The 11778-nt window shown below is 74.4% G+C and carries 11 protein-coding genes; all 11 read right to left on the reverse strand.

What is annotated here, in order from left to right; translation table 11 throughout:
* Positions 1 to 45 precede the first annotated feature (45 nt).
* The 11 genes from lpxB to frr all read right to left on the reverse strand — a co-directional run bounded on the left by lpxB (position 46) and on the right by frr (position 11777).
* On the reverse strand, positions 46 to 1227 hold the full coding sequence (lpxB, locus tag LY05_RS13515; RefSeq protein ID WP_148923551.1) for a lipid-A-disaccharide synthase: 1182 nt from the start codon (positions 1225 to 1227) through the stop codon (positions 46 to 48).
* 25 nt (positions 1228 to 1252) lie between these two features.
* Complete coding sequence (locus tag LY05_RS13520; RefSeq protein ID WP_148923510.1) at positions 1253 to 2275, reverse strand: UDP-2,3-diacylglucosamine diphosphatase LpxI domain-containing protein; 1023 nt, start codon at positions 2273 to 2275, stop codon at positions 1253 to 1255.
* Positions 2190 to 3002 carry an acyl-ACP--UDP-N-acetylglucosamine O-acyltransferase gene (lpxA, locus tag LY05_RS13525; protein ID WP_148923511.1) on the reverse strand — a complete coding sequence of 271 codons (813 nt, stop codon included), beginning with the start codon at positions 3000 to 3002 and terminating at the stop codon, positions 2190 to 2192. The genes LY05_RS13520 and lpxA overlap by 86 nt, the downstream gene beginning before the upstream one ends.
* A gap of 19 nt (positions 3003 to 3021) precedes the next feature.
* Positions 3022 to 3516, reverse strand: a complete 495-nt coding sequence (gene fabZ / locus LY05_RS13530; protein WP_148923512.1) for a 3-hydroxyacyl-ACP dehydratase FabZ — start codon at positions 3514 to 3516, stop codon at positions 3022 to 3024.
* Positions 3517 to 3685: 169 nt separating this feature from the next.
* Complete coding sequence (locus LY05_RS13535) at positions 3686 to 4393, reverse strand: OmpH family outer membrane protein (RefSeq protein ID WP_170259011.1); 708 nt, start codon at positions 4391 to 4393, stop codon at positions 3686 to 3688.
* Between the two features lie 55 nt (positions 4394 to 4448).
* Entirely contained in the window at positions 4449 to 6953 is a 2505-nt protein-coding gene (gene bamA / locus LY05_RS13540) for an outer membrane protein assembly factor BamA (protein ID WP_170259012.1), read from the reverse strand.
* Between the two features lie 78 nt (positions 6954 to 7031).
* Complete coding sequence (gene rseP, locus LY05_RS13545; protein ID WP_148923515.1) at positions 7032 to 8357, reverse strand: RIP metalloprotease RseP; 1326 nt, start codon at positions 8355 to 8357, stop codon at positions 7032 to 7034.
* 26 nt (positions 8358 to 8383) lie between these two features.
* A complete protein-coding gene (gene dxr / locus LY05_RS13550; protein WP_072748369.1) occupies positions 8384 to 9568 on the reverse strand; it encodes a 1-deoxy-D-xylulose-5-phosphate reductoisomerase in 1185 nt (394 codons plus the stop codon).
* 11 nt (positions 9569 to 9579) lie between these two features.
* Positions 9580 to 10392 carry a phosphatidate cytidylyltransferase gene (locus LY05_RS13555; protein ID WP_148923516.1) on the reverse strand — a complete coding sequence of 271 codons (813 nt, stop codon included), beginning with the start codon at positions 10390 to 10392 and terminating at the stop codon, positions 9580 to 9582.
* Positions 10389 to 11156: a polyprenyl diphosphate synthase gene (gene uppS / locus LY05_RS13560; protein ID WP_148923517.1), complete on the reverse strand. Its 768-nt coding sequence runs from the start codon at positions 11154 to 11156 to the stop codon at positions 10389 to 10391. The genes LY05_RS13555 and uppS overlap by 4 nt, the downstream gene beginning before the upstream one ends.
* 57 nt (positions 11157 to 11213) lie before the next feature.
* The gene (gene frr, locus LY05_RS13565; RefSeq protein WP_072748366.1) at positions 11214 to 11777 is read right to left on the reverse strand and encodes a ribosome recycling factor; all 564 of its coding nucleotides are present in this window, start codon (positions 11775 to 11777) and stop codon (positions 11214 to 11216) included.
* Between the last annotated feature and the right edge of the window lies 1 nt (position 11778).

The following is an 11778-nucleotide window of genomic DNA, read 5'->3' on the forward strand; positions in this document are numbered from 1 at the left end:
CCGGCCGGGCGGGCGGGGGCGAGGGGAAAGAGGCCAAGGCGCGAGTCACCGCATCGGCGCGCCGATCCGCGCCAGCACCGAGCGCGCCGCGCGCTCGCTGGGCGGGGGACCGCCGCGGCCCAGAAGCGCCAGCGCCTCGTCGGCGGCGGCCAGCTGCCGCTCGCGCGCCGGGCCGTCGGACAAGAGCGGCGCCAGCGCGCCGGCCAGCGCCTCGGGGGCGCAGTCCTCCTGAAAGAATTCGGGGATCTCCTTGCGCCCGGTCAGCAGGTTGACCAGATTGCCGGTGTCGACCCGGATCAGGCGCCGCAGCAGCGCCGCCGTCAGCGCGTTCGCCTTGTAGCCGATGACATGGGGCGTGCGCATGGCCGCCAGCTCGAGCGTCACCGTCCCGCTGGCCGCCAGGGCCAGGTCGGCGGCGGCCAGGGCGGCGAACTTCTCGGCCTCGGCCTCGGCCGGATCGCGCCCGCGCGGGTCGAGCAGATGCGCGGCGAAGGGCCAGCCGCGCGCGGCCTCGGCCACCTGCGCGGCGACGCCCTCGGCCATGGGCACGACCACCGCCAGATCGGGGCGCGCCGCCGTCAGCCGCGCCGCGGCGGCGGCGAAGGGGGCGGCCAGGCGCGCCACCTCGCCCGCGCGGCTGCCCGGCAGCAGCGCCAGCAACGGGCGCTCGCCCACCCCGAGGCGCGCGCGCAGCCCCGCCGCGTCGTGATCCTCGGGGCCGCCGCGCTCGACCACCGGGTGGCCGACGAAGTCGCAGCTCATGCCCGCTTCCTGCATGTAGGGCGGCTCGAAGGGCAGAAGCGCCAGGACATGGTCGGTGTGCCGCGCCATCTTCGCCGCGCGCCCCGGCCGCCAGGCCCAGACCGAGGGCGCGACGTAGTGAATGGTCCGCAGCCCCGGCGCCGCGCGCCGCGCGCGCCGCGCCACCCGCAGCGAGAAGGAGGGGCTGTCGATGGTCACCAGCGCGTCGGGGCGCGCGCGCGCCACGTCGCGCGCCGCCTGGTCGATGCGCGCCAGCAGGCGCGGCAGGCGCGGAAGCACCTCGGCCAGGCCCATCACCGCCAGCTCGTCGGCGGGAAACAGGCTGCGCAGCCCCGCCGCCTGCATCAGCGGCCCGCCCACGCCCGAGAAGGTCACCGGCCGGGCCGAGATCCGCGTCAGCGCGCGCATCAGCGCCGCGCCCAGCCGGTCGCCCGAGGGCTCGCCCGCGATCAGGTGGATGCGCAGCGGCGCGGCGCTCATGCCCGGCTCCTCATGCCTGCCCGGCCGCATCGTCATGCGGCGCCCCCTCGGCCTGCGGCGCCCCCTCGGCCTGCGGCGCGGCCTCGGGCGCGCGGCCCCAGATGAACAGGCCCAGCCGGTCGGCCTCGGCCACCGTCGCCGCGCGGTCGAGGATCAGCGCACCCCCGGCCTCGAGCGCCACGCCCCGCAAGCCCGCCGCATGGGCGGCGCGGATCGTGTCGGGGCCGATGGCGGGCAGGTCGGCGCGCCGGTCCTGCCCCGGCTTCGGCCCCTTGAACAGCACCCCAAGCGGGCGCCCTTCGGGCCGCGGCGGGCTGGGCAGCGCGGCCACCTGCGCCAGCATGGCGTCGGTGCCCGCGATGGTCTCGGCGCCAAGGCACAGCCCCTGCGCCACCACCGCGCCCTGCCCCACATCGACCGCCCCCAGCGCGCGGGCGATGCGCGCGGCGCGCGCGGCGTCGGCGCGGTCGCCCGCGTCGGGCGCCGCGCGGGTCAGCACGCCCTCGGGGGCGAGCAGCTCTTCGGTGAAGGCGTGGGCGGGAACCAGGCGGAACCCCTCGGCCTCGATCAGCGCCGCAAGGCCGCGCAGCATCTCGTCGTCGCCCTTGCGCAAGAGCGGCAGGGCGCGCGCGGCCAGCCGCGCCGCCGTCAGGTCGAACCGCAGGGGGTTGAGGCGCGGGCGCGTCATCGCGCCGGCGAAGCAGACCTCGACGCAGCCCGCCTTGCGCAGCGCGCCGAGCATGCGCCCGAGCTTCTCGAAGGGCGCGTCCAGATGGGGCAGCGCGTCGGCCCAGGGCGCCTCGACCCCCGCGGGCCGGATCACGAACACGTCGCGCCCGGCCTGCGCGCAGCCCTCGGCCACCAGGCGCGGCAACGCGCCGTTTCCGGCGATGAGCCCGAGCGGGCCCCGAGCGGCGCCCCGCCCCCGAGCCGCCGCGCCCATCGGCTCAGCCCCCGCCGGGGGTGCACAGGCCGCGCGCGCTCTCGGCCAGCACGAAGGCGACCAGCTCGGCGACCAGCGCGCGGCCCTCATGGCGGGCGGCGGCGGCGCGGGCGCGCTCGGCCAGGGGCGCGTCCGAGCCTTCGGCGAAGATCTCGCGGAAGGCGGCGCGCAGGGCGTGGATCTCGTCGCGCGGGGCGCCCATGCGCTTGAGCCCCACCAGGTTCAGCCCGGCCAGCCGCGCGCGGTCGCCCGTGACCGAGCCGAAGGGGATCACGTCGCGCTCGACCCCGGTCAGACCGCCGATCATCGCCCCGCGCCCGATGCGGCAGAACTGGTGCACCGCCGCGTTGCCGCCCAGCACCGCCCGGTCGCCCACCGTCACATGGCCCGCCAGCGCCACCGAGTTGGCCACGATCACCCCGTCGCCCACGCGGCAGTCATGGCCGACATGGGCGTTGGCCATGAACAGGCACCCCTCGCCCACCTGGGTCAGCCCGCCGCCCCCCAGCGTGCCGGGATTCATGGTCACGCCCTCGCGGATCATGCAGCGCGGGCCGATGACCAGGCGCGTCTCCTCGCCCCGATACTTGAGGTCCTGCGGCTGATGCCCGAGCGAGGCGAAGGGCCAGACCCGCGTGCCAGCGCCGATGCTGACCCGCCCGGCCAGCGCCACATGCGAGATCAGCTCGACCTCGGGGCCCAGCTCGACCTCGGGGCCCAGCACGCAGAAGGGCCCGACCCGGGCGCCCGCGCCCACGCGCGCGCCCGGCGCCACGACGGCCGAGGGATGGATCGTGGCCGAGGGATCGATGCTCATGGCCGTCCTTTCCGCGCGCTCAGCCGCGCTGCCGGTCGCCGGGCATGACGATCATGGCCGAGTATTCGGCCTCGGCCGCGACCTTGCCGCCGACGCGCGCCTCGCCCCAGAACTTCCACACCTTGCCGCGCCCGCGCAGGATGCGCGTGTGCAGCTCGACCTGGTCGCCGGGCGTCACCTTCTGGCGGAAGCGGCACTTGTCGAGGGTCATGAAGTAGACGAGCATCTCCTCGCCCTCCATGCCCAGCGTGTCCACCACCAGCACGGCGGCGGTCTGGGCCATGGCCTCGACCAGCAGCACGCCGGGCATCACCGGCTCGGCCGGGAAATGCCCCTGGAAGAAGGGCTCGTTGACGGTGACGTTCTTGATCCCCACCGCGCTTTCGCCCTTGCGGATGTCGCGCACCGCGTCGATCAGAAGGAAGGGGTAGCGATGCGGTATCATCCGCTTGATGCGGGCGATGTCCGCGCGCCCGGGCGCTTGCGCGTCGGCGGAGGTCGTCTCGTCGGTCATTGCGGCCCTCGCTGCTGATCTGAAAGGCGCCCCCTCAATAACGCCCCGCAAGCGCGCGTCAAGGGAAGGCGCAAGGCAAAACGCCCCGCGCGGGCCGCTAGAGGGCCGTTTCGCCTCCGATTTCGCCCCGATGCGCCCCCCCGAGGCCCCGCCGGGGGCGCGCGCGGGGCTAGCGCGGCGCCGCGCTCCCGGCCCCGTTCCCGGCAGGCGGCGCGCTCCCGTCGCCGGCCGGGGGCGCGCCGCCCGCGCCGTCATCGGCGGCGGGCGCGTCGGACAGCAGCTCGGCCGGCGGGTCGAAGGTCACGCCGGCCATGGCCGCGTCGAAGCGGCGCACGGCCTCGTCGGTGGCGTCCAGCGCCGGATCGGCCGCCAGCGCCGCGCCCGCGTTCAGCACGAAGGCCGCGCCGCGCTCGCGCCGCAGCGCCTCGATCACCCGCGGCAGCGCCGAGGCCAGCGCGGCGCGCGCCTCGTTGACGAAGCGCACGAACATCGCGCCCCGCTCCTGCGCGGCGGCGCGCTCGCGCCGCACGCGGCGGTCGAAGGCCAGGGCGCGGGCGTTGAATTCGTCGCGCGCAAGCGTGTCGCGCAGCTTGCTCAGCTCCAGCTCCTCGGCCTCGAGCTCGGCCTTGACGCGCGCCAGCTGCGCCTCGAGGCGCGCGCGCAGCTCGGCCTCTTGCCGGCGCAGCGCCGCGGCGGGGGCCGAGGCCTCGATCACCCGGTCGGGATCGACGTAAAGGATCAGCGGCGCCGCCCGAGCCGGCCCCGGAGCCGACGCAGCGGGCGGCTCGGGGGGCGGCGCGGGGGCCGGCGCCGGAGCCGGCCCGGCGCCGGCGGTCTGGCCCAGCGCGGCGGGCGCCGGCGCGGCGGCCAGCGCCACGGCCAGCGCCCGCGTCAGCGCCCCGCCCCCCCGGGCGCCGGCGCGGCGCCGACGCTCAAAAGCGCGTGCCGGCGGTGAAGCGGAAGTATTCCTTCTCATCGTAATCCTCCGCCAGCAACGGGTAGGCAAAGTTGAAGCGCAGCGGCCCCAGCGCGCTGTCCACGAACAGCGACACGCCGATCGAGGCGCGCAGGCTCATCCCGTCGTCGATGACGACGGTGTTGCCGGCATTGGTCGCGCCCGGCCCGGTTTCGGCGTAGCGCGTGCGGTCAAGCCCGAACAGCGTGCCCATGTCGGCGAAGGCGCCGCCGTAGAAGCCCAGCTCGTCGGGAAGGCCCAGCGGGAAGGTCAGCTCGGCCCGCATCACGGCGTAGTAGTTGCCCCCCAGCGCGTCGTCGCGCGTGCGCGTGCGCGAGAAGGCGCCCGTCCCGCCGTCTTCGTAGATGTCCACCCGGCTGACGTCGCGCGGGCCGATGCCTCCGTTCTCGAAGCCGCGGAAGGTGTCGCCGCCCAGGAAGAAGCGGTCGGTCACGCGCGGATCGTCGCCCAGGCTGAAGAGCGCGCCGGCCTCGAGCTCGAGGCTGGCGACGACGCCCGAATCCTCGCCCATCACCGGCCGCCAGCCCTTGGCCCGCGCCACCGAGCGCGAATAGAAGCTGTCGCCGCCAAGGCCGGCGAAATCCTGCTTGAAGCTGTAGATGAAGCCGTTGCTCGGCTCGATCGGATCGTCGCGCCGGTCCCACAGATAGTCGAAGCCGATGGACGAGGTGTAGCGCGTGCCCTCGTCCCCCACGATGGCGGGCGAGGCATAGGTGGTCACGTCGCGGATCTCGTCCGAAGACAGGCGGTAGCGCAGGCGCAGGCGCTCGTCCTCGCTCAGCGGGAACTCGACATAGGGGCGGAAGCCCGCATTCGTTTCCTGATACGAGCTGGTGTCGGTGCGGTCCACCTGCACGTAGCCCAGGTTGAAGCCCACCGCCAGGTCGCGGTCCAGGAGCGCCGGCTCTTCGAACGAGAAGGTCAGCGCCTGCTCGTCGCCGGTGTAGTTGACCCGCGCCGAGACGCGCTGGCCGCGGCCGAGGAAGTTGCGCTCGGAGATCGAGATGTCGCCCAGCACGCCGTCGGCGGACGAGAAGCCGACGCCGAACGAGATCGAGCCCGTCAGCTGCTCTTCGACCGAGACCTTGACCACCGCGCGGTCGGGCGCGCTGCCCTGCTCGGTGCGCACGTCCACCTTCGAGAAATAGCCCAGCTTGCGCAGGTTGTTGCGCCCCTCGGCGATGGCCTGGGCGTTGTAGGCGTCGCCCTCGGCGAAGCGGAACTGGCGGCGCAGGACGCGGTCGATGGTGCGGGTGTTGCCCTCGATCTCGAGGCGCTCGACATAGACGCGCGGGCCCTCGGCGATCCGGAAGGTCACGTCGACGGTGCGCGTCTCGGGGTTCTTGCGCGCCACGGGACGCACGGCGTTGAAGGCGTAGCCCGCCAGCCCCGCGCGGTAGGTCAGCGCCTCGATGGTCTTGTCCACCTGGCGGGCGCTGTAGGTCTCGCCCGGCTTCATGGTCAGCGCGTCGCGCAGCGATTCGCCGTCCAGCCCCGGCAGGTCGCTTTGCACCGTGACGTCGCCGAAAGTGTAGACCTCGCCCTCGTCGATGACGAAGGTGATGACGAAATCCTCGCGGTCGGGCGTCAGCTCGGCCGTGGCCGAGCGGATGGCGACGTCGGCGTAGCCGCGGTCCAGGTAGTGGCGGCGCAGCAGCTCCTTGTCGAATTCCAGCCGGTCGGGATCGTAGACGTCCGAGGTGAAGAGCCAGCCCAGGATGCCCGATTCCGACGTCTGGATCGCGCCCTTGAGCCGCCGGTCCGAGAACGCCTTGTTGCCCACGAACTCGATGGCCCGCACGCCGGTGCGCGCGCCCTCGTCGATCTCGAAGACCAGGTCGACGCGGTTGCCCTCGCGCTTGACGATCTTGGGCGCGACCGTGGCGCCGTAGCGGCCGGCGCGGCGGTAGATCTCGGTGATGGCGCGCGCGTCCGCATCCGCCTGCGCGCGCGAGAAGGGCGCGCGCGGCGTCGAGCGCACCACGCCGCGCAGCGCGTCGTCGTCGAGCGCGTCGTTGCCCTCGAACACCACGCGGTTGATCGAGGGCGCCTCGACCACCTGCACCAGCAGGCCGTCGGCCAGCCAGGCGATGCTCACATCCTCGAACAGCCCCGTGTCGATCAGCCGCCGCAACGAGGCGTTGACATCGTCATCCGTGGCCGAGTCGCCTTCCTGCACCGTCATGTAGGCCTTGACCGTGGCATCCGACACGCGCCGGTTGCCCTCGACCAGGATGCGGGCGACGCGGCGCACGCCGGGCTCGGCCGCGGCCTTGCGCGCCGCCGCGGCCGGGCCGGCCTGCGGACCCTCGGCCTGCGCAAGCGCCGGCGCCGCCCCGGCGGCCAGCGCCAGCCCCGCGCACAGCCCGGCCCCCAGCCGCGCCGCGCGCCCCGAGGCCGCGCCCCAGCCCGCCGCCTTGCGCGCCGCCGCCGCGATCGCCGCCCGCCGCTCACAGTTCACCGAACCGCCCCTCATCATCCCACTCCGCCTTGTTCCGCGCTCCGCCGCCCAGGGCCGGCGGATGCGCCGTCGCGCGTTCTACATGCCGGCCAGGTCGTTGTATGTCACGAAGATCATCAGCAGGATCACCAGCGCGATCCCGATCCCCGTCGCCGCCTCGGCCAGCCGGTCGCTCAACGGCCTACCACGCACCGCCTCGATTGCATAGAAGAGCAGATGCCCCCCGTCGAGCGCCGGAATGGGGAACAGGTTGATCAGCCCGATCGAGGCCGAGATCATCCCGATCATGCCCAGAAAGCTGGCCAGCCCCGCCTCGGCCGCCTCGCCCGACATCGAGGCGATGCGGATCGGCCCGCCCAGCGACGAGCTGTCGGCCTCGCCGCCGATGATGGCCGCCACGTAGCGCAGCGAGCCGTCGATCACCGACCAGGTCCGCGTCGCCCCGAAGGCCAGCGCCTCGAGCGGGCCGGGCGTGCGCGTCATGGGCGCGACCAGCGGCGCGGCGGTGACGCCGATGAGCGGGCGCATCTCGATCCCGTCGGCCGTCGGCGTCGGGGTCAGCTGCGGCTCGAGCGCGACGTCGAAGACGCGGCCCTCGCGCTCGATGGTCAGCGTCAGCGGCGGCGTCGCCTCGCGCACGGCCTTCTGCAGATCGGCGAAGCTGCGCGCCGGAACGCCGTTCACCGCCCGAATCACGTCGCCCGGCGCGATGCCGGCCTTGTCCGCCGGCCCGCCCGAGGCCACGCCGCCCACCGCCGGCGGCAGCAGCGGGCCGGTTTCAAGCTCGATCGTCGCGCCGTCGCGGCGCACCAGCAGGCGGTGGCGCTCGCCCTCGGAAGCCAGCTCGAGCAGCTCGGAGAAATCGGTTGCCGGGCGCCCGTCCACGGCCAGAACCTCGTCGCCCGGACGCAGCGCCGTGGGGTGGCCCGGAACCTCGAAGGTCTGGCCGATGACCGGGCGTTCGTCGCCCACGCCCAGCGTCAGCGCCATGCCCGCGAAGATGACGATCGACAGAAGGAAGTTGAAGACCGGCCCCGCCGCCACCGTCGCCGCCCGCTTCCACAAGGGCGCGGCGGGAAAGGCGCGGCGGCGGTCCTCGTCGCTCATCGCCGCCAGCGCCGGGTTGTCCGGCCGCGCCGAGGCGGGATCGGAATCGCCCAGAAAGCGCACATAGCCGCCCAGCGGCAGCGCCGCCACGCGCCAGCGCGTGCCGCGCCGGTCCACCCAGGCGAACAGCTCCTTGCCGAAGCCGATCGAGAAGACCTCGGCATGGATGCCGCACCAGCGCCCGACGATGTAGTGGCCGTATTCGTGCACGAAGACCACGATGCCGAGCACGATCAGAAAGGGGATGACGGTCGTCAGCAGCGGTCCCAGAAGCGGGATCTGCGCGATGGCGTCCATGGAGCGTCTCCTTGCGCGGCGCGCGCTCAGGCGGCGCGGGCGTCGATGATGCGGGCCGCCGCGCGCCGGGCCTCGGCGTCGGCGGCGAACACCTCGTCAAGATGGGTCGCCGGCGCGAAGGGGGCAAGGCGCGACATGGTCTCCTCGACCACGGCGGCCATGTCCAGAAAGCCGATGCGGCGCGCGATGAAGGCGTCGAGCGCCGCCTCCTTGGCCGCCAGCAGCGTCGCGCCGGCCAGACCGCCCGCGCGCATCGCCTCGCGCGCAAGGCGCAGGGCGGGAAAGCGCGCCTCGTCCGGCGGCGCGAAATCCAGCCGCGAGAGCTGCGCGAAGTCCAGCCGCTCGACCGGCAGCGCCGGCCGCTCGGGCCAGCCCAGCGCGTAGCCGATCGCCACGCGCATGTCCGGCGGGCCCAGCTGCGCCAGGATCGAGCCGTCGCGATACCCCACCATCGAGTGCACGATGGACTGCGGATGCACCAGCACCTCGATCTGCTCGGGGCGCAGGGCGAACAGGTGCCGCGCCTCGATCATCTCGAGCGCCTTGTTGAACATCGAGGCCGAGTCGATCGAGATCTTGGCCCCCATGTCCCAGTTGGGATGCGCCACCGCCTGCTCGGGCGTGACGGCGGCCATGCGCGCGCGCGGCCAGTCGCGGAACGGGCCGCCCGAGGCGGTCAGGATGACGCGCTCGACCCCCTGCGCGGCGCGCGCGCCGGCCATGGCCTGGAAGATGGCGTTGTGCTCGCTGTCGACCGGCAGCAGCGCCGCGCCGGCCGCCTGCTGCGCGGCCAGGAACAGATCGCCCGCGCTGACCAGGCATTCCTTGTTCGCCAGCGCCACCGTCGCGCTGGCGCGCAGCGCCGCCAGCGTCGGCGCAAGCCCCGCCGCGCCCAGGATCGCCGCCATGCACCAGTCGGCCGGCAGCGCGGCGGCCTCGATCACCGCCTCGGGCCCGGCGGCGGCGCGCACCCCCGAGCCGGCCAGCGCCCGGCGCAGCTCGTCCAGCCGCGCCGGATCGGCCGTGACCGCAAGCTGCGCGCCGAACTCGCGCGCGGCGGCGGCCAGGGCGGGAATGTTGCTCATGCCCGTGAGCGCGACGACCTCGAACGCCTCGCGCCCGCCCATGGCGCGCAGCACGTCGAGCGTGCTGCGCCCGATCGAGCCCGTCGCCCCCAGGATCGTGACCCTGCGCCGCCCGCCCCGGGCCATGTCCGCGCCCCTCACCACACGAACACCGAACGGCCGCGCCAGAAGGTGATGAGCGCCGCCGCCAGCGCCGCCGCCAGAAGCCCGTCCATGCGGTCGAGAACGCCGCCATGCCCGGGGATCAGCGCGCTGGAATCCTTGACGCCGCAGGCGCGCTTGAGGCGGCTTTCGGCGATGTCGCCGCCCTGGCTGACCACCGCCAGCGCCGCCGAGACCAGCATGACCTCATGCGCCAGCGTGCCCGTCGTCATCGCCGAGAACGCCGCCCCCGCCGCCGCGGCCAGCGCCACCCCGCACAGCAGCCCCGCCCAGGTCTTCTTCGGGCTGACGGACGGCCACAGCTTCGGCCCGCCGATCAGCCGGCCGCCGAAATAGCCGCCCACATCCGAGGCGATGACCGTCAGCCACACCCAAAGCGCCGCCGCCGCGCCGTAAAGCGGATCGTCGCGCAGCCCGTCATAGGCCGCGCAGGCCAGGCCGACATAGCCCGCCCCCAGCGCGAAGGCCGCGCGGCGCCATCCGGCGGTTCGCCGGTCGGCCAGATACGCCGCCAGCACCCCAAGCAGCAGCGCCGCCACGCCCCAGCGCATCTGCGTCGCCTGCGTCGCCAGCACCGCCCCCGCCGCCGCCGCCGCGCCCAGCGCGCCCGCCGCGTCGAAGCGGCCCGCCAGCATGCGCCGCAGCTCCCAGGCCATGGCCGCCGCCGCCGCCGCCATCAGCCCCGCGAAGGCCCAGCCGCCCAGCCACAGCGCCGCGCCGGCCGCCAGCGCCAGCGCCGCGCCCGAGATCGCGCGCACGCGCAGATCGGCGAAGGCCCCCGCGCTCATGCGCCCGCCGCGCCCACGGCGCCGAAGCGGCGCTCGCGCCGGCCGTAGCCTTCGAGCGTGCGGGCGAACAGCTCGGGGGTGAAGTCGGGCCAGCACTCGTCCACGAAGGCCAGCTCGGCATAGGCGGCCTGCCAGACCAGGAAGTTCGAGATGCGCATCTCGCCCGAGGTGCGGATGACCAGGTCCGGATCGGGCAGCCCGCGCGTGTGCAGCGCGTCGGCGAAGCGCGCCTCGAAGGCGGCGTCGTCGAGCGCCTCGGGGTCGAGCCGCCCCGCCGCCGCCTCGCGCGCCAGCCGCCGCGCCGCGGCCAGGATCTCGGCCCGGCCGCCATAGTTGAGCGCGATGTTCAGCGACAGCCGCTCGTTGCCCGCCGTCGCCTCCTCGAGCAGCGCCATCTGCCGCACCAGATCCGCATCCAGCGGCCGCCGGTCGCCCAGAAAGCGCACCCGCGCGCCCTGGCGCGCCAGCGCGCGCCCCTCCTTGCGGATGTAGACGCGGAACAGGTTCATCAGCCCCCGCACCTCGTCTTCCGAGCGGCGCCAGTTCTCGGTCGAGAAGGCGTAGAGCGTCAGGCAGCGTACGCCCAGCGCCGGGCAGGCCTCGACGATGGCGCGCACCGTCTCGACGCCCCGGCGATGGCCCGCAAGGCGCGGCAGGCCGCGGCGCTGCGCCCAGCGGCCGTTGCCGTCCATGATGATGGCGACGTGCGCGGGCCGGGCCGCGCACGCCCCGTTTCCGCCCGCCGCGTCAGGGGCCTTGAACATCCGCTTCTCCTTGCGCATGGCCGCGCGCGCCGCGCGGCCGCGCCCGGGCCGAGGCCGTCAGACCTGCATGATCTCCGCCTGCTTGCGCTCGAGCAACTCGTCGATGCGCGCGATCGTCTTGTCGGTCATGGACTGGATTTCGTCCGACCACATCTTCTGGTCGTCCTCGGACATGCCGGCGGCCTTGGCCTTCTTGACCATGTCCATGCCGTCGCGGCGCACGTTGCGCACGGCGATGCGCGCCTGCTCGGCATACTGGCCGGCGACCTTGGCCAGCTCGCGGCGGCGCTCCTCGTTCAGCTCGGGGATGGGCAGGCGCAGGATGGTGCCGTCCACCACCGGGTTGATCCCGAGCCCCGAGGCGCGGATCGCCTTCTCGACCTTGCCGACCAGCGACTTGTCCCAGACGTTGATGGTGATCATGCGCGGCTCGGGCACGTTGACCGTCGCGACCTGGTTGATCGGGGTCGGCGCGCCGTAGGCGTCCACAAGGATGTTGTCCAGCATCGAGGCCGACGCGCGGCCGGTGCGCAGCGACGCGAATTCGGCCTTGAGCGCGGCCAGCGCGCCGTCCATGCGGCGCTGCAGGTCGTCGGTGTCGATGTCGATGTCCTCGGTCATG

Source organism: Oceanicella actignis (genome assembly GCF_008124525.1).
Taxonomy (GTDB): Bacteria; Pseudomonadota; Alphaproteobacteria; order Rhodobacterales; family Rhodobacteraceae; genus Oceanicella; species Oceanicella actignis.

Coding starts and splice junctions, on each gene's coding strand:
- frr (WP_072748366.1), bottom strand. CDS start 11,777: ATGACCGAGGACATCGACATCGACACCGACGACCTGCAGCGCCGCATG.
- uppS (WP_148923517.1), bottom strand. CDS start 11,156: ATGTTCAAGGCCCCTGACGCGGCGGGCGGAAACGGGGCGTGCGCGGCC.
- dxr (WP_072748369.1), bottom strand. CDS start 9,568: ATGGCCCGGGGCGGGCGGCGCAGGGTCACGATCCTGGGGGCGACGGGC.
- LY05_RS13555 (WP_148923516.1), bottom strand. CDS start 10,392: ATGAGCGCGGGGGCCTTCGCCGATCTGCGCGTGCGCGCGATCTCGGGC.
- fabZ (WP_148923512.1), bottom strand. CDS start 3,516: ATGACCGACGAGACGACCTCCGCCGACGCGCAAGCGCCCGGGCGCGCG.
- LY05_RS13520 (WP_148923510.1), bottom strand. CDS start 2,275: ATGAGGGCCGCGCGCTGGTCGCCGAGCTGGTCGCCTTCGTGCTGGCCG.
- rseP (WP_148923515.1), bottom strand. CDS start 8,357: ATGGACGCCATCGCGCAGATCCCGCTTCTGGGACCGCTGCTGACGACC.
- lpxA (WP_148923511.1), bottom strand. CDS start 3,002: ATGAGCATCGATCCCTCGGCCACGATCCATCCCTCGGCCGTCGTGGCG.